Genomic DNA, 15,671 nt, shown 5'->3' with positions numbered 1-15,671 from the left:
ACGGCGCTCGCGCGTTCGCCGGAGGGAGAAAGTATATCAGTCGCCCGACCCTCCCTTCGTGTACTGAGTAGACTTCTATGAGCAACGAGCCCCCGACAGACTCACCCCCCGAGAACGAGTACGGCAGTCACGGGAACGAACCCGACGAGCCTGCCGACCCCATCGGGGACCTCGAAGACCTCGGTAGCGAGGTCGACGTCGAGGGTGACGTCGAAATCGACGAGGACGCGGCGGAGGACGACCTCCTCGGCGGCCTCAAGGTCGACGACACCTCGGACATCAAGGTCCCGGATCGCCTGGTCGACCAAGTCATCGGTCAGGAGGACGCCCGCGACATCGTGCTGCGGGCGGCGAAACAGCACCGTCACGTGATGATGATCGGGTCGCCGGGAACGGGGAAGTCCATGCTGGCGAAGGCGATGAGCCAGCTCCTCCCGAAGGAGAACCTCCAGGACATCCTCGTCTACCACAACCCCGACGACTCGAACGAACCGAAGATCCGAACCGTCCCCGCGGGGAAGGGCGAACAGATCGTGGACGCCCACCGCGAGGAGTCCCGCAAGCGCAACCAGATGCGGTCGCTGTTGATGTGGGTCATCATCGCGGTCGTCATCGGGTACGCGTTCCTCATCGCGTTCCAGCCGCTGATGGGGATCCTCGCGGCGGGTATCCTCTACTTCGCGTTCCGGTACACGAACCAGGGCGGTGACGCGATGGTTCCGAAACTCCTCATCAACAACGCCGACCGCCAGACCGCGCCGTTCAAGGACGCGACCGGCGCGCACGCCGGCGCGCTCCTCGGCGACGTGCGTCACGACCCCTTCCAGTCCGGCGGAATGGGGACGCCCGCGCACGAACGCGTGGAGTCCGGCGCCATCCACGAGGCGAACAAGGGCGTGTTGTTCCTCGACGAGATCAACACGCTGGACGTTCGCAGCCAGCAGAAGCTGATGACGGCGATCCAGGAGGGCGAGTTCTCCATCACCGGGCAGTCCGAGCGCAGCTCGGGCGCGATGGTGCAGACCGAACCCGTCCCCTGTGACTTCATCATGGTCGCCGCGGGGAACATGGACGCGATGGAGAACATGCACCCCGCGCTCCGCTCCCGCATCAAGGGGTACGGGTACGAGGTGTACATGGAGGACACCATCGACGACACCCCGGAGATGCGGCGGAAGTACGCGCGGTTCGTCGCCCAGGAGGTCGAGAACGACGGCCGCCTCCCGCACTTCGAACCGAACGCGGTGAGCGAGATCATCCTCGAAGCGAAGCGCCGCGCCGGCCGGAAGGACAGCCTGACGCTCGAACTCCGGAACCTCGGCGGTCTCGTCCGCGTCGCGGGCGACATCGCGAAGTCGAAGGGCCACGAGAAGACCCAGCGCGAGGACGTCCTGGAGGCGAAGAAGCGCTCGCGCAGCATCGAACAGCAGGTCGCGGACGACTACATCGAGCGCCGGAAGGACTACGAACTCCGCGCCACGGAGAAGCAGGCGGTCGGCCGCGTCAACGGTCTCGCCGTCATGGGCGGCGACTCCGGTATCATGATGCCGGTCATGGCGGAAGTCACGCCCCGGCAGGGCGAGGGCGGCGAGATCTTCGCCACCGGTAAACTGCAGGAAATCGCCCAGGAAGCGGTGGAGAACGTCTCCGCCATCATCAAGAAGTACACGGGCGAGTCCATCGCGGACAAGGACATCCACATCCAGTTCGTGCAGTCCTACGAGGGCGTCGAGGGTGACTCCGCCTCGATTACGGTTGCGACCGCCGTCATCAGCGCGCTGGAGGACATCCCCATCGACCAGAGCCTCGCGATGACCGGCAGCCTCAGCGTCCGCGGGGACGTGCTGCCCGTCGGCGGCGTCACGCACAAGATAGAGGCCGCGGCGAAGGCCGGGTGTGACAAGGTCATCATCCCGAAGGCGAACGAACAGGACGTGATGATCGAGGACGAGTACAAGGATCAGATCGAAATCATCCCCGTCAGCCACCTCAGCGAGGTCTTGGACGTGGCGCTCGTCGGCGAACCCGAGAAGGATTCGCTCGTCACGCGCCTGAAGTCCATCACGGGGAAAGCACTCGACAAGCAGGTCGGGCCGAACAGCAGCCCGAGCCCGCAGTAACTCGCTTCCGTCCCGTTTTTCATGCCGTGTCGTGTAGGACTCCCGAATGAGTAGTTCCGCGACTGCGGCGTTCCTCGGCGTGGGCGTCTTCCTCGCGTTCGCGGTGGTCGCTCTGTCGCGCGCGCCGCCGCCGGACGCCACGGACACGGCGGCGTTGTCCGCGGGCGCGCTGTACGCGAACGTCGCGCTCACGCACGGCACGCTCCTCGTCGTCGTCGCCGGGGCGGCGTGGCTGTTCGGGGTTCCGCTCACGCTGCTCGGCGTCGGCACGCGTCCGCTCTCCGAGGCGGTGTTCGTCGGCGTGCTCGCGGGACTCCTGCTCGCGGTCGGGAACGTCGCGGCCGCGCGGGCTGCGGACGCCCTCGGCGTTCCCTACTCGGACGCGCTCACAGACCTCCTCACACCGGACTCCGCGGGGGGCTGGGTGGCGTTGCTCGGCGGCGTGCTACCGCTGGTCGCGCTCGCTGAGGAACTGCTCTTCCGCGCCGCCTTGGTCGGCGCGCTCGCCGGCTTCGACACGCCCGTCGTCGTCGCCGTCGCGTTCTCCAGCGTCCTGTTCGGCCTCGCGCACGGCGCACAGGGCGTCGCCGGCGTCGTCGTCGCCGGGTCGCTCGGCGTCGCGCTCGCCGCCGTCTTCGTCGCCACGAACAGCCTCGCCGCTGTCGTTGTCGCACACGCGGTCGTGAACGCCGTCGAACTCGTCGGCCACGCGACCCGAGGGGATTAAGGAGGCGGCGCGCGCACTACTCGCGTACTCGTGGCTCTGAACCGACGCGGTCTCCTCGCCGCCGCTCTCTCGTTCGTCTACCCCGGCCTCGGCCAGCTCTACCGCCGCGCGTGGCTCCGCGCCCTCGCCTGGGTCGCGCTCGCCGTCGCCCTCGCGTACCTCCTCACGCCCCCCGAACTCCTCACCGCGTTCGAGGAGCAGGGACTCGCGGTGTTCGAGACGGCAACTATCCCGGTGGAGCTCACTCTCGCGCTGCTCGTGATTCGCGTGCTCAGCGCCGCCGACGCCTACTTCCTCACGGCCGCGCAGACCGCAGACCGCGAGACGGCGCTCGCTGACGCCGTCCCCACTCCGGGACGCACGGAGACCGAAACGGACGCCGCGGCGGGCGCGGAGGCCGCCGCGACCTGTCCGAACTGCGGGCGCGAAATCGACGACGACCTCGACTTCTGTCCGTGGTGTACGTACGAGTTCGAGAACGGGGAGTAGGCCTATGGCCGTCGCGACCGTGTTCTCGGTATGCCGATTGTCGTCCCGTTCGACGGATCTGCGTTGTCTCGAGCGGCGCTCCGGCGTGCGAAACTCTTTCAGTCAGTGCTCGACGAACGCCTCGTCGCCGTCACCGTCATCGAACACGACGCCCAGTACGCCCGCGAGCGCGGCTGGCTCGACGACGAGGAGGAGTTCGACTCGGATCGCGTCGTCGCCGCTGTCCACGAGACGGTCACAGAGATAGCGCCCGAGGCCGACTTCCGCCACGAACTTCTCGGGCGTCGCGCGTCCTCGGGCGCGGTCGCCCGCCACGTCCGGAGCATGGCGCGCGAGGAGGACGCGAGCATCGTCTTCGTCGGCAGCGAGAACGCAGGTGACCTCGTCTCGTCCGTGAGCAGCGTCGGAAGCAGCGTCGCCGCCGACGACTACTACGACGTGTTCATCGTCCGCCACACCGAACGCGACGCGGGCGCACAGCCCGCAGAAGAGTACCGCTGACTACTGTTCGATGATTCGCTCCTCGATGGCTTCGCCGAAGTGACGGCCGCCCTCCTCGAGATAGACCTTCACCTCGTCGCCCGCTTCGAGGTCGGTGACGGCCGTCCGGCCCTCGCGGGTGGCGACCTTGATCGTCTCCGCGTTCTGGAGGAGCGTCTCGATCCGGTCGCCCGCCGCGGTCTCGGCTTCGACGCGGAACATCGGACGGCGTTCGATTTTCGCGCGCCCGACGACGCCCTCGCGAGTGTGGCCGTCCGTGTCCACTATCTGCACGTCGTCCCCGCTCCCGAGTTCCGCGAGGTACTTCGTGCCGCCGTCGGCCGTGCGGACGTACGCGTGCACCGCGCCGGCGTTCACGCGGAACGGCCTGCTCGCGACGTACGGCGAGTCAGCGGTCTCGGCGTGCACGAAGAACAGCCCCCTGGACATCGAGCCGACGAGCATCCCCTCGTCGTCGCCCATCAGCGTGCCCGTATCGACGCAGACGCGGTCGGCGCTCCCGGCCTCCTCGACCGCGGTGACGGTCACCCATTCGAGGTCGAGGGTCTCGCGGCGCGCGGCGTCCCGAACCCGAACCGTACGCCGAATCTCGTCCGGGTCGTCCGAGTCGAGGAGGACGGCGTCCGCGCCGATGTCCAGGGTCTCGAACGCCGTCTCGGCCTCCTCGGCGGTGGTGACGCCCGCGACGAGCGTCGTCTCCTCGCCGATGCGCGCGATGAGGTTTTCGAGGGGAATAATAGTCCAGTCCTCGCCGACGACGAGGGTGTACGCGGCGTCCTCGGCCGCGGCCTCAGCGAACGACTCGTACTCCTCTCCGAGGATGCGGACGTACGCACCGCCCACGTCGTCCTTCCGGCGGAGCGCGGAGAGGTCGGCGCTCCCCGAGAAATCGCTGGGCAGGTCGACGGTTCCGTCGCCCTCGCCGTCTTTTCCGACGACGTAACAGTCCGCCTCGGTCTCGGATTCGGCCTCTCCGATCACGTCCACGTCGTCGCGCTCGAACGCGGCGACGTTCACGCTCCCGAGTTCGCGGACGCGCTCCACGTCCGATTCGTCCACGAGCACCCAGTCCACGCCGGCTTCCAGGCCGGCGGTGATGCGTCGTTTCCGCGTCTCCCAGTCCCCAACGGAGTCGTCCGCCTTCAGCCAGACGGCGCGTTCGGTCATACTCGACTCCTCTCGGCCGGCGTGCTTGAACGTGGCGGATACCGGCAGTCCTACAGGCCGGCCGCGTCGAGCGCGTCCGCGGGCGCTGCGTCGTCGTGCACGACCGCGGCGACGGCCTCCGAGATGGCCTTCGGGTCGTCGTGCTGGAACACCGTTCGCCCCATCGAGACGCCCTTCGCGCCGGCGTCCATCGCGCCGCGCACGGCTTCGAGGGTCGCGAGGTCGCCCTGCGGACTGCCGCCGGCGATGATCACCGGCTTCGCGGTGGACTCGACGACGTGCTCGAAGCTCTCGCTGTCGCCCGAGTACGCGGTCTTCACCACGTCCGCGCCCGCCTCCTCGGCGAGTCGGACGGCGTGCCCGAGGTTGCGCGCGTCGTGTTCGTCCACGCCGGGCCCGCGCGCGTACGCCATCGCTAGCACGGGGATGCCGAGCCGGTCGGCCTCGTCCGTCACGCGCGCGAGGTCGGCGAGCTGGTCGGGTTCGTGGTCGCTCCCGACGTTGATGTGGAAGGAGACGGCGTCCGCGCCCGCCCGAACGGCCTCCTCAACCGTCCCTGTGCGGCGCTTGTCGTTCGCGTCCGGGCCGATGGTCGTGGAAGCGTTGAGGTGGACGATGTAGCCCTTCCCGTTCTTGTTCGGGTGGACGCGCGGCGCGATACCCTTCTGCGTGAGCACGGCGTCAGCGCCGCCGCGCGTCACGGCGTCGATAGTCGATTCGATGTCCTTCAGGCCCTCGACGGCGCCGAGCGTGATGCCGTGATCCATCGGAATCGTCACTAGCTTCCCGTCTGTCCCGATTCGGTCGAGTCGTGCGGATTTCCCGGTAGAATTCATTGATACTGTGTAGCAAAGGGGTGGCTATGTCGATTGTGATTCCGGCGTCTCTTTCGCGACCGCTCCGTTCTTCAACTCCCGCGCCTTCTCCCGCAACCGCTCCGCCGCCGTTCCGTCCGCGGCGTGCTCGGCTATCAGGTCGACGAACGCGCTCCCGACGATGATGCCGTCCGCGCCGCCCGCGACGATTTCGCGGGCGTGCTCGCCCGTGCTGATACCGAACCCGACCGCCTTCGGGATGGACGCCTCCTGCAAGCGGCCGAGGCTGCCGTGCGCGTCCTCGCTCACGTCGTCGCGCGCGCCCGTCGTCCCCATCCGGCCCTGCACGTACACGAACCCGGACGCCTTCGACAGCATGCGTTCGAGGCGGTCGTCCGTCGTCGTCGGCGCGACGATGAACACCAGGTCGAGGCCGTGCTCGTCGCACGCCGCCTTCAGGTCGTCCGCCTCGTCCACCGGCAAGTCCGGGATGACGAAGCCGTCGATACCCGCTTCGGCGGCGTCAGCGACGAACGCCTCCGGCGACGCTCGCGCATCGCTTCCCTCCCCGCTCGCGCGTTCGGCGTCGCTCCGCGACGCCTGCCCGTGCTGGAGCAGGAGATTGTAGTACGTCATGCAGACGAGCGGCACCTCGACGCCCTCCTCGCGCAGTTCGCGGACGAGGTCGAGGTAGCGCTCGGGCGTCATGCCGGCGTCGAGCGCGCGCTTCACGGCCTTCTGAATCGTCGGGCCCTCCGCGATGGGTTCCGAGAACGGGAGGCCGAGTTCGATGACGTCGCTCCCGCCCTCGACGAGCGCGTGGACGTACTCCTTCGTCTGCTCCGCGCTCGGGTCGCCGGCGGCGATGTAGGAGACGAGCGCGGGGTCGCCGTCGAACGCCGCTTCGAGGTCGCTCACTGGTACACCTCCATGTCGGGCGCGTTCGCGATGTCGCGCTCCGTGGACTCCTCGATGACCGTGTCGAGGTCTTTGTCCCCGCGACCGGAGACGTTCACCATCACCGGGCCCGACGCGGAGCGTTGCTCCGCGTACTCCTCCAGGTACGCGAGCGCGTGACTGGATTCGAGCGCGGGGATGATGCCCTCCTCCGTGGCGAGCCGGTGGAAGGCGTTCAGCGCCGCGTCGTCGTCCACGTTCACGGGCGTGACGCGGCCCTCGTCCACGAGGTGCGCGAGTTCGGGGCCGACGCCCGCGTAGTCGAGGCCGGCGGAAACCGAATGGGACTCCACGATTTGGCCCTCCGGCGTCTGGAGAAGCTTGGTGCGCGCGCCGTGCAACACGCCCTCCGTGCCCGTGCCGAGGCTCGCGGAGTTCGGCGCGTACGACTGCTCGCTATCGACGCCGAGCCCGCTCCCGCCCGCCTCGACGGCGTACAGGGAGACGGCCTCGCCCTGCTCAGCGCTCGCTCGGCCCGCGGAACGCGGTTGCGCGTCCACGAACTCGTGGAACGCGCCCATCGTGTTCGACCCCCCGCCCGCACACGCGATAACGGCCTCGGGGAGGCGGCCGACCTGCTCTCGGAACTGCTCGCGGGCCTCCTCGCTGATGACGGACTGGAAGTCCCGCACCATCGTCGGGAACGGGTGTGGACCGACCACGCTCCCGATGACGTAGTGCGTGTCCTCGACCGTGCGCGACCAGTCCCGCATCGCCTCGTTCGTCGCTTCCTTCAGCGTCCCAGACCCGATGTCGACGGGGTTCACGTCCGCGCCGTGGATGCGCATCCGGTAGACGTTCGGCCGCTGGCGGTTGATGTCCGTGCGACCCATGTAGATCTCGCAGTCCAAATCCAGGGACGCGCACGCCATCGCCGTCGCGGTGCCGTGCTGGCCCGCGCCCGTCTCCGCGATGACGCGCTCTTTCCCCATGTACTTCGCCAGCAGGGCCTGGCCGAGCGCGTTGTTGAGCTTGTGCGCGCCGCCGTGCAGGAGGTCTTCGCGCTTGAGGTAGACGTCGAAGCCGTACCGCTCGGAGAGGTTGTCCGCGCGCTGGAGCGGGGTCGGGCGCCCGCCGAAGTCGCGGAGGCGCTCCTCGAACTCGTCGACGAAGCCGTCCTCGTTCTCCAGCACGTAGCGCTGGTAGGCGTCCTCGAGCTCCGTCAGCGCGGGCATCAGGGCCTCGGGGACGTACTGTCCGCCGTAGTCGCCGAACGTTTTCTCACTCATGTTAGGTCTCGCGTGTGCGCCCGGATGGCGTCGGGCGTGTCGTCCATCACGGCCGAGCCGACGAGCAGGGCGTCCGCGCCCGCCGCCCGCATCCGCCGCACGTCGTCTCGCGTGCTGATTCCGCTCTCCGCGACCGTCGTCACGTTATCGGGTACTTCGGGCGCCACCGACTCGAACGTTTCGAGGGACACGTCGAGTTTCGCGAGGTCGCGGTTGTTCACGCCGACGACGTCCGCGCCGGCGGCGAGCGCTCGCGCGACCTCCTGGCGGGTGTGGGTCTCCACGAGCACCTGGAAGCCGCGGTCGCGCGCCGCCGCGAGCAGGCCGTCGAGGTCGTCCACGAACCGCGCGATGAGCAACACCACGTCCGCCGCGACGGCGTCCAGTTGCTCCTCGCGCACGATGAAGTCCTTCCGGAGGACGGGCACGTCCACCGCGTCTCGCACGCGTTCGAGCGTCTCCGTGCTCCCGCCGAAGTGCGCTGGCTCGGTGAGCACGGAGAGCGCAGCCGCGCCGCCCTCCACCATCGCTCGTGCGGCCTCGACGGGGTTCACGTCGCGCGTGCCGTCGGTGGTCGGACTCGTGGGTTTCACCTCCGCGACGAGCGGGACGCGGCCGTCGGCCTCCGCGGCCGCGAACGCGTCGGTGAGCGACCGCGGTTCGACCGAGAGCCGCTCGCCGTCGTGTGTTCTCTCGCGCGCGGCGTCGAGGATCGAGCGCACCGCCGGCGCCAACTCTGACTCGTCCATTGTTGTACGTCAATGCACTCTTTTGTACATTAGGCTTTCGCCTCTCCCGCCGTCCCCGGGAGGTATAAACCGCTGACGCGCCACCACACGCCCATGAGCGGCCTCTACGCACGCCACTCCGACTACCTCGACCGCTACGTCCAACTCGGCCTCGCCGGCGACCGCCTCATCAGCGTCTCCGTCCCCACCGCCCCCGACGAGGACGCGAGCGACGACCACGCCCTCCTCGACCGACTCTTCGCCTACCTCGAAGGCGTCGAGGACGACTTCCGGGACGTCGAAATCGGCCTCACCGTCCCGACCACCCACCGGAACGTCATCGAACAGGTCAGAGAAATCCCCTACGGCGACCAGCTCTCCGTCGAAGCCCTCGCCCGCATCACGCCCGGCCTCGACCCCGACGACCCCGACGACCTCGACGAGGTGCGGGCGGCGCTCGCCGAGAACCCCCTCCCGATCGTCGTCCCCGACCACCGCGTCCGCGACGGCCCCAGCGCCGCCCCGCCCGAAGTCGAGCAGAAACTCCGCGCGCTCGAAGACCTCTAAACGGACCGTTTTCTTCGTCGGGTTTCCTCGGTCGCTGTCGGCGACCTGCGGGCCCCTCTCCTCGAAAACCCTCCACGAAAAAGTCGAGCGACGAAGTCGCTCGAGAACGCCGCGCGCCGCCCGGCGATGCACGACCGCGTCTGCAGCGTCACTACCGCAGGTCGTCGACGAGCGCGCGGAGGGTTTCGAGGTCGTACTGGCCGGGCGCGGTCGCGTCCGCGGCCCGGACGGGCGCGTACCCGATTCTGGAGCCGTAGACGGGCGCGACGGCGCGCGTGTGCCGGCCGGCTTCCCCCATCGCCATCGTCGCCACCGGTTCGTCCGCCAGCGCGTACTCGTGCGTCACCGTGAGGAGGTCGAGCGCGTCCTGTCTGTCCTGGGCCGTGACGGCGAGCTTCCCCACGTCGCCGTACTCCACGGCGTTCCCGAGGAGGCCGCGCATGTCCTGGCGGAGCGGCGTCCCCTCGAAGTCGTGCACCGACACCACCACTGACACGTCCGCGTCCCGCGCGGCGTCCCGCACGCGCGTGCCGTCGCCGTCCAGCATCGACTCCAACTCGATATCCACTGCTTCGACCGCGTCGTGCGCGACGGCCTCGCAGAGCGCGTCGAGGCGGGCGTCGTCGTCCGCGGCGTCGCCGCCCTCCCACGCCGCGCGGTTCGTCGCGAGCAGGGGGAGCGCGCCGTCGTAGTCGTCGAGCGCGGCGAGCGGGTCGCTCGCGAGATCCATCCGGAACTCCAGGCAGTCGGCGTGCTCGCGCGCCGCGGGTTCATCCGCGAGCGTGTCCGTCGAGGCGGCGAGCGTGAACTCCGTGAACTCCATACCCGATACTTTCGCGCCGCCGACTTAGGTGAGGCGGGACAGCGCGGCGGATCCGGCGAACTCGGCCGCGAGGTAGGCGGTTCCGATCGCGAATCCAGTCGGGAACGGGAGGGAGAACGCCAGCCACGCCCAGCCGACGACACACCCGGCGAGCGCGCCGCCGACAGCCGCCGAGACGCCGACCCGCGCGGCCACGCTGGCCCCGGCGGGGACGTTCTCCGGATAGATGCCGACATCCATCACGGGGACGGCGGCCGCGATACCGACCGCTAACGGATAGGGGCTGGGGAGGACGGTGCTCGCGAGCGCGGCGATGACGCCGCCGGTGAGCGCGCCGACGAGGACGACACCCGCACGGGCGGGGAGCGACTCGGGGACTCGCATACCCCGACTTGGATCGAGCGAGTGAAAAACCTAGACGGGAATCGAGTCCTCGGCTTCGAGGAGCTCGTGGTAGCGGTTGCGGATCGTGACCTCGCTGATGTCCGCGACCTCGCTGACTTTCGCCTGCGTGGTCTTCTCGTTCGTGAGGAGCGCGGCGGCGTAGACGGCCGCGGCGGCGAGACCGACGGGGGACTTCCCGGAGTGAACGCCCTTGTCCTTCGCGGTCTGGAGGAGTTCGCGGGCGCGGTGTTCGGCCTCGTCGGAGAGTTCGAGGCTGGACGCAAAGCGCGGCACGTAGCTCTCGGGGTCGGCGGGCCGCACTTCGAGGCCGAGTTCGCGCACGACGTACCGGTACGTGCGGGCGATTTCGGCCTTCTCGACGCGGCTCACGTCCGCGATTTCGTCGAGGCTGCGGGGGACGCCGGCCTGGCGCGCGGCGGCGTACACGCACGAGGTGGAGACGCCCTCGATGCTGCGGCCGGGCAGGAGGTCTTCTTCGAGCGCGCGCCGATAGATGACCGACGCCGTCTCGCGGACGTTGTCCGGGAGGCCGAGCGCCGACGCCATCCGGTCGATTTCGCCGAGCGCCTGCTTCAGGTTGCGCTCCTTTGCGTCCCGAGTGCGGAAGCGCTCGTTCCACTTGCGGAGGCGCTGCATCTTCTGGCGCTGGTTCGAGGAGAGGCTGTTGCCGTAGGCGTCCTTGTCCCGCCAGTCGATGTTCGTGGACAACCCTTTGTCGTGCATCGTGTTCGTGGTGGGTGCGCCCACGCGGCTCTTCTCGTCTTTCTCCGCGGAGTCAAAGGCGCGCCACTCCGGGCCACGGTCGATGCCGTCCTCCTCGACGACGAGGCCGCAGTCCATGCAGACGGACTCGCCGTGTTCCTCGTCCTGGATGACGAGGCCGCCGCACTCGGGGCATTCGTTGGACTCCTCGCTCTCGGTTTCCGCTTCGGTCGTCTCTTGCGTTCGGGATTGTATGCGCTGGTTAGTCATGCGTAAACTCCGAAAACTCGGAGGGGGTCGTGGAAACAGGGTTAGCCCAAAACGCGCATAAGCGTTCCCCTTCGCAGCTGGTTCGTCACGCACTCACACGGTCGCCGGAACGCTTTCACCCCGCGCTCGCCACGAGCCGGTATGCGAATCGCAGTCGGGAGCGAGAACCCCGTGAAGCGCGAGGCGACCGAGCGCGCGACCGCCGCGCTGAACGCCACCGTCACCACGGAGGGCGTGCCGTCGGGCGTATCGGAACAGCCGATGACCGAGTCGGAGACGCGCGAGGGCGCGCGCAACCGGGCGGAACGCGCGCTCGCCGCCGGCGACTACGACCTCGGTGTCGGCCTCGAAGGCGGCGTCGCCCCCGCGGACGACGCCCTCCTGCTCACGATGTGGGCGGCCGTGACGGACGGCGACACCACCGGGTTGGGGGGCGGCCCGCGGTTCGTCCTCCCCGACGGCATCGCGGCGCGCGTGCGGGCCGGCGAGGAACTCGGGCCCGTGATGGACGACGTCGTCGGTGCGGAGAACGTCGCACGATCCGAGGGCGCGGCGGGCGCGCTCACCGGCGACCTCGTCGACAGGGAATCTGCGCTCCGCCACGCGCTCGCGGGCGCGCTCGGCCCGTTCGTCACCGACTACTACTGACTGCCGCCTCCTCCTCGGTCTCCGGTTCGACCGTGCCGTCCACGGCCTCGGTGAGCGAGACGTTCAACCAAATCATCGACCCCGCGCCGCCAGCGACCGTGACGACGTTCTTCACGACGTGGTCGACGATGGCGACGGCGACCGCCGTGGCGAACGACACCGGCAGGAGCGTATGGACGATCGCGGCGAACGCGGCCTCGTAGATGCCGATACCGCCCGGCGGCCCCGGAATCACCTTCGAGAGGTTCCCGACGCTCACCGCGAAGAAGCCGACCGCGACGAGGTCGACGAGCGGGAGGCTGAGGCCGAACGCGCGGAACACGAGGAGCGCCGTCGCCACGTCGATAGTCCAGACCAGAACGCTCGTCCCGCCGACGCGGGCGAACCCGCGCGCAGTGCCGGCGACGCGCTGGACGTCCGTCACGAAGTCCTCGAAGACGCCCGCGACGTACTCCGTGTACGAGTCGTCGCTCGCCCAGTTCACCACCCGGCGGACGTAGTTCGTGTCCGAGCGCGCCGACCAGACGATGAGAGCGACGGAGCCGATGGCGAGCGCGCCCACGACGGTGGCGACGACGACGGCCTGCTGGACGGCCCCGGCGTTCCCCTCCACGCCGACGCCGGACGCGGTGGTCGCGAGCTCGACGAGCGTTCCCGGCGCGAACAGCGCGAGACCGACGAGCACGCTCCCCGCGAGCACCGTGATGGTGAGCAGGTCGAACACGCGCTCGACCGCGAGCGACGCGAACCCCGTCCTGTACGGCACGCCCCGCCGCGCCTTCACGATGTACGCGCGGATGGCGTCACCCGCCCGCGCCGGTATCACCAGGTTCCCCGTCTGACTGATGAACACCGCGCCCGTGAGGAACCCCACGCTCCCGTCGTACCCGAGCTCCGCGAGGATGTCGCGGTAGCGGAGTCCGCGGAGCGGCCACGACGCGACGTACACGGCCGCGCCCGCCGCGACGAGCGCCGGATCAGCGTTCGACACCTCCCGAACGAACGTGTCGGTGTCGATGTAGACGAACATCAGCGCGAACGCCAGAATCGACAGGAGGACGCCGACGGCCATTCCCGTCCGCCGGCTCGCGTACGGCGACACCCGGAACTCCCAGAAACACCGGAGAATCTGCGACCCCATCCCGAACACGTCGCGGACGAGGTCGACTTTCGAGTCGCCCTTCGGCGTCCAGTCTACCGCGAACTCATTCACCCGAAACCCCCTGCGCTGGGCGCGCACGAGCATCTCCGTGTCCCAGAACCAGTGCTTGTCCTCCACGTCGCCATGTAACGACTCGAACGCCTCCCGACTGAACGCCTTGAACCCGCACTGGTGGTCGCGCAGGTCGGATCCGAGCAGGAGTCGCGTCGCGAAGTTGAATCCCCGGGAGGGGATGCCGCGCTTCGCCGGGCGGTCCGCGACGTTCCCGGGGAGCCACCGCGACCCCGTCGCCACGTCGTACTCGCCCGACCGCACGCTCTCCACGAGTTCCTCCAGGTGACGCATGTCGGTCGCGAGGTCGGTGTCGAAGTACACGAGCACGTCGCCCGCCGCGCGCTCGAACGCGAAGTCCAGCGCGCCGCCCCGACCGAGGCGTTCGTCCGAGTGGAAGTGCCGCACTCGCGAGTCCGCGGCCGCGAATTCGTCCGCGATCTCGGGCGTCCGGTCGTCACAGCCGTCCTCCGCCACCACGACCTCGAAACTCCCCGCGGGCAGGAAGCCGTCGAGCGTCGCGAGCGTCGTCTCCACCGTCTCCCGGATGGTGTCCTCCTCGTTGTACGCCGGGAGGACGACGCTCACCTCGACGGACGCATCGCTCATTGCCCTAATGGGGGGCGGTTTCGCCTAAGAACTTTCTGGACTCTTAGCCACCCGTACCAACCACCCCACCACCAGGCCACCCTCGCCACCACTCGAACCATCGAAAGCGCCGTGAATGGCGGACAGAAAGCCTACAAGGTGTGTTTTACTTAGCGTACCAAAGCCCCTTTTGAGGTATGCGTGTTCCAGTCGAGTATGAGCGCCGCGTCCCAGGCACAGGCCGTCCAGGCTCCGACACTCACCGACAAACAGGAGGCCATCCTCGCGTTCCTCCGCGAGAACGCCCCGACGAAGACCTACTTCAAGTCCCGTCTCATCGGCGACGAACTCGACATGTCCGCGAAAGAAGTCGGCACGAACATGCCCGCACTCCAGCAGGCCGACATCGACCTCGACGTCGAGAAGTGGGGGTACTCCTCCAGCACCACCTGGAAAGTCACGGCGTAGAACAATTCAAACCCACGAAAATTATTTATTACAGTAGTATAGTGGGTTGTTCATGCCTAGGGAGATAGGCAATTCAGAGAGAGAGAGGTAACCCGAAGAAACGCACTTAAGACCGTGAGATTCAGTCTCACTACGGCCGGAGTCGGCCTCGTAGGCCTGTCCCGGGCAGCGAGCGCCAAACCGGATACCGGTAGTGACGGGCCGACGGTTGGGACGGACGGAGAAAGCTCGAGGGTCGCCGCAAAAGAACCGTCTGGAGGGACTGATGAAGAATGGAATGCATACATTAACGAGTTTATTCTTCAGGTCTCTCCTGAGATCCCCTCCTATGACAACCCTGGTGGACTCGCAATCGAAGGCTGCTATCCGGACGGGGATATCGAGGTTTGTCTGAGTACCCCTGCTGCCCTATACTACGGCGCGAAAGATTGTGGTGGAATTCAGACGCCGGAGGTTTACTGGACCGATGTGACAGCAACAGTTACAGAGAATGATATATTTCAAGTAGAAGTCAGTTTTTGGGTCGGTGTTAATCCAACTGACGGATGCTTATTAGTCGGTAACGAGGATGCAGGTGTGTGTAAATTCCTCGGATGCAACCTCCCTGACAAGCGTGATGAGTTGAATAATGGCGACCCGTCACCATTCACAATTCCGTTTGTTTCGGGGAAAGACTGGTTAACCGATAATGCGGATATCGTCACTGACATTGGAAACTCTCCGACGCTCCGTGCGAACGGTGGGGTTGTTACTGCGGGAGTTATGGCCGCTGCCGCACTCGCTTCGTTGAACGAAATCAACAATCCTGTCTGAATTACAAATGACCAATCCACCTCTCCGCGTCCAACTCCCGGTCGTGCTCGTCGTGTTCGTCGCCGGCTACCTTCTGTTCGGCGTTCTGACTCCCGTGTCCCCGCTGGAGGCGGCCGTGATGGTGTCACTCGTCTTCTTGCCGATTCACTACGTCCGCCTCGTGTACTCGCCGGAGTTCGATTACAACCGATTCGCGGACGAGGAGGGGTGGCGTGGCGTCGTGAGCGCGTTCGCTCTGGTAGTCGTTCTCGTCTTCGTGGTCGCGCTCGCGCTGGCGTTCGTCGTCGACGCCGCGGTCTCCGCGAACGGCACGCTCCGCCTGGTTGCGATGGTCGGGCTTCCCGCACTTGTCGCCGGCCTACTCGGTTCCCGCGTCGTCAGCCGACTAAACCCCGAATACGTCACGCCAACTGCAATTAACACGCGCCAGAATTGATTTCG

The 15,671-nt window shown here is 67.8% G+C and carries 18 protein-coding genes; 9 read left to right on the top strand and 9 right to left on the bottom strand.

The window, feature by feature from the left end:
- Positions 1–77: 77 nt before the first annotated feature.
- From lonB to FQU85_RS02215, 4 genes are read left to right on the top strand one after another with little or no spacing between them, the layout of a single operon-like run.
- Positions 78–2,120: an ATP-dependent protease LonB gene (lonB, locus tag FQU85_RS02230; protein ID WP_145843923.1), complete on the top strand. Its 2,043-nt coding sequence runs from the start codon at positions 78–80 to the stop codon at positions 2,118–2,120.
- A 46-nt stretch (positions 2,121–2,166) separates the two neighbouring features.
- Positions 2,167–2,847, top strand: coding sequence for a CPBP family intramembrane glutamic endopeptidase (locus FQU85_RS02225; protein WP_145843922.1), 681 nt, complete (start codon positions 2,167–2,169; stop codon positions 2,845–2,847).
- Positions 2,848–2,877: 30 nt separating this feature from the next.
- The gene (locus FQU85_RS02220; RefSeq protein WP_240792446.1) at positions 2,878–3,336 is read left to right on the top strand and encodes a zinc ribbon domain-containing protein; all 459 of its coding nucleotides are present in this window, start codon (positions 2,878–2,880) and stop codon (positions 3,334–3,336) included.
- Positions 3,337–3,366: 30 nt separating this feature from the next.
- Positions 3,367–3,837, top strand: a complete 471-nt coding sequence (locus tag FQU85_RS02215) for a universal stress protein (protein WP_145843921.1) — start codon at positions 3,367–3,369, stop codon at positions 3,835–3,837.
- On the opposite strand, the gene FQU85_RS02210 is transcribed toward FQU85_RS02215, so the two are convergent.
- From FQU85_RS02210 to trpC, 5 genes are read right to left on the bottom strand one after another with little or no spacing between them, the layout of a single operon-like run.
- Complete coding sequence (locus tag FQU85_RS02210; RefSeq protein ID WP_145843920.1) at positions 3,838–5,004, bottom strand: 3-dehydroquinate synthase II; 1,167 nt, start codon at positions 5,002–5,004, stop codon at positions 3,838–3,840.
- Positions 5,005–5,054: 50 nt separating this feature from the next.
- On the bottom strand, positions 5,055–5,840 hold the full coding sequence (locus FQU85_RS02205; RefSeq protein WP_145843919.1) for a 2-amino-3,7-dideoxy-D-threo-hept-6-ulosonate synthase: 786 nt from the start codon (positions 5,838–5,840) through the stop codon (positions 5,055–5,057).
- Positions 5,841–5,864: 24 nt separating this feature from the next.
- Complete coding sequence (trpA, locus tag FQU85_RS02200) at positions 5,865–6,737, bottom strand: tryptophan synthase subunit alpha (RefSeq protein WP_145843918.1); 873 nt, start codon at positions 6,735–6,737, stop codon at positions 5,865–5,867.
- Complete coding sequence (gene trpB / locus FQU85_RS02195) at positions 6,734–8,005, bottom strand: tryptophan synthase subunit beta (RefSeq protein WP_145843917.1); 1,272 nt, start codon at positions 8,003–8,005, stop codon at positions 6,734–6,736. Before trpB ends, trpA begins: the two co-directional genes overlap by 4 nt.
- A complete protein-coding gene (gene trpC, locus FQU85_RS02190; protein ID WP_145843916.1) occupies positions 8,002–8,754 on the bottom strand; it encodes an indole-3-glycerol phosphate synthase in 753 nt (250 codons plus the stop codon). The genes trpB and trpC overlap by 4 nt, the downstream gene beginning before the upstream one ends.
- A gap of 93 nt (positions 8,755–8,847) precedes the next feature.
- On the opposite strand from trpC, the gene FQU85_RS02185 reads away from it, so the two are divergent.
- The gene (locus FQU85_RS02185) at positions 8,848–9,300 is read left to right on the top strand and encodes an MGMT family protein (RefSeq protein ID WP_145843915.1); all 453 of its coding nucleotides are present in this window, start codon (positions 8,848–8,850) and stop codon (positions 9,298–9,300) included.
- A 151-nt stretch (positions 9,301–9,451) separates the two neighbouring features.
- Here FQU85_RS02185 and FQU85_RS02180 read toward each other — a convergent pair whose 3' ends face one another.
- The 3 genes from FQU85_RS02180 to FQU85_RS02170 are packed head-to-tail and all read right to left on the bottom strand — an operon-like array spanning position 9,452 to position 11,500.
- Complete coding sequence (locus FQU85_RS02180) at positions 9,452–10,123, bottom strand: type I 3-dehydroquinate dehydratase (protein WP_145843914.1); 672 nt, start codon at positions 10,121–10,123, stop codon at positions 9,452–9,454.
- A 24-nt stretch (positions 10,124–10,147) separates the two neighbouring features.
- Positions 10,148–10,507, bottom strand: a complete 360-nt coding sequence (locus FQU85_RS02175) for a hypothetical protein (protein ID WP_145843913.1) — start codon at positions 10,505–10,507, stop codon at positions 10,148–10,150.
- 30 nt (positions 10,508–10,537) lie between these two features.
- Positions 10,538–11,500 carry a transcription initiation factor IIB family protein gene (locus FQU85_RS02170; RefSeq protein ID WP_145843912.1) on the bottom strand — a complete coding sequence of 321 codons (963 nt, stop codon included), beginning with the start codon at positions 11,498–11,500 and terminating at the stop codon, positions 10,538–10,540.
- A 141-nt stretch (positions 11,501–11,641) separates the two neighbouring features.
- Between FQU85_RS02170 and FQU85_RS02165 the strand changes: the two genes are divergently transcribed.
- Positions 11,642–12,148, top strand: a complete 507-nt coding sequence (locus FQU85_RS02165) for a DUF84 family protein (protein WP_145843911.1) — start codon at positions 11,642–11,644, stop codon at positions 12,146–12,148.
- Here FQU85_RS02165 and FQU85_RS02160 read toward each other — a convergent pair.
- Positions 12,132–13,970, bottom strand: coding sequence for a flippase-like domain-containing protein (locus tag FQU85_RS02160; RefSeq protein WP_145843910.1), 1,839 nt, complete (start codon positions 13,968–13,970; stop codon positions 12,132–12,134). The two genes, FQU85_RS02165 and FQU85_RS02160, sit on opposite strands and share 17 nt — an antisense overlap.
- Positions 13,971–14,165: 195 nt before the next feature.
- Between FQU85_RS02160 and FQU85_RS02155 the strand changes: the two genes are divergently transcribed.
- From FQU85_RS02155 to FQU85_RS02145, 3 genes are all read left to right on the top strand, one after another.
- Entirely contained in the window at positions 14,166–14,417 is a 252-nt protein-coding gene (locus FQU85_RS02155) for a hypothetical protein (RefSeq protein WP_145843909.1), read from the top strand.
- Between the two features lie 114 nt (positions 14,418–14,531).
- The gene (locus tag FQU85_RS02150) at positions 14,532–15,230 is read left to right on the top strand and encodes a hypothetical protein (RefSeq protein ID WP_145843908.1); all 699 of its coding nucleotides are present in this window, start codon (positions 14,532–14,534) and stop codon (positions 15,228–15,230) included.
- 7 nt (positions 15,231–15,237) lie between these two features.
- The gene (locus FQU85_RS02145; RefSeq protein WP_145843907.1) at positions 15,238–15,666 is read left to right on the top strand and encodes a hypothetical protein; all 429 of its coding nucleotides are present in this window, start codon (positions 15,238–15,240) and stop codon (positions 15,664–15,666) included.
- Positions 15,667–15,671 lie beyond the last annotated feature (5 nt).

Origin of the sequence: Salarchaeum sp. JOR-1, from assembly GCF_007833275.1 — an archaeon.
GTDB lineage: Archaea > Halobacteriota > Halobacteria > Halobacteriales > Halobacteriaceae > Salarchaeum.
The sequence above is the reverse complement of the archived record's forward strand: the minus strand, read 5'-3'. Positions and strand labels throughout refer to the sequence as shown.

Bases quoted from the DNA above. Each gene is read 5' to 3' on its own strand.
- lonB (WP_145843923.1), top strand. From the start codon at position 78: ATGAGCAACGAGCCCCCGACAGACTCACCCCCCGAGAACGAGTACGGC.
- FQU85_RS02225 (WP_145843922.1), top strand. From the start codon at position 2,167: ATGAGTAGTTCCGCGACTGCGGCGTTCCTCGGCGTGGGCGTCTTCCTC.
- FQU85_RS02215 (WP_145843921.1), top strand. From the start codon at position 3,367: ATGCCGATTGTCGTCCCGTTCGACGGATCTGCGTTGTCTCGAGCGGCG.
- FQU85_RS02210 (WP_145843920.1), bottom strand. From the start codon at position 5,004: ATGACCGAACGCGCCGTCTGGCTGAAGGCGGACGACTCCGTTGGGGAC.
- FQU85_RS02205 (WP_145843919.1), bottom strand. From the start codon at position 5,840: ATGAATTCTACCGGGAAATCCGCACGACTCGACCGAATCGGGACAGAC.
- trpB (WP_145843917.1), bottom strand. From the start codon at position 8,005: ATGAGTGAGAAAACGTTCGGCGACTACGGCGGACAGTACGTCCCCGAG.
- trpC (WP_145843916.1), bottom strand. From the start codon at position 8,754: ATGGACGAGTCAGAGTTGGCGCCGGCGGTGCGCTCGATCCTCGACGCC.
- FQU85_RS02185 (WP_145843915.1), top strand. From the start codon at position 8,848: ATGAGCGGCCTCTACGCACGCCACTCCGACTACCTCGACCGCTACGTC.
- FQU85_RS02180 (WP_145843914.1), bottom strand. From the start codon at position 10,123: ATGGAGTTCACGGAGTTCACGCTCGCCGCCTCGACGGACACGCTCGCG.
- FQU85_RS02175 (WP_145843913.1), bottom strand. From the start codon at position 10,507: ATGCGAGTCCCCGAGTCGCTCCCCGCCCGTGCGGGTGTCGTCCTCGTC.
- FQU85_RS02170 (WP_145843912.1), bottom strand. From the start codon at position 11,500: ATGACTAACCAGCGCATACAATCCCGAACGCAAGAGACGACCGAAGCG.
- FQU85_RS02165 (WP_145843911.1), top strand. From the start codon at position 11,642: ATGCGAATCGCAGTCGGGAGCGAGAACCCCGTGAAGCGCGAGGCGACC.
- FQU85_RS02160 (WP_145843910.1), bottom strand. From the start codon at position 13,970: ATGAGCGATGCGTCCGTCGAGGTGAGCGTCGTCCTCCCGGCGTACAAC.
- FQU85_RS02155 (WP_145843909.1), top strand. From the start codon at position 14,166: ATGAGCGCCGCGTCCCAGGCACAGGCCGTCCAGGCTCCGACACTCACC.
- FQU85_RS02145 (WP_145843907.1), top strand. From the start codon at position 15,238: ATGACCAATCCACCTCTCCGCGTCCAACTCCCGGTCGTGCTCGTCGTG.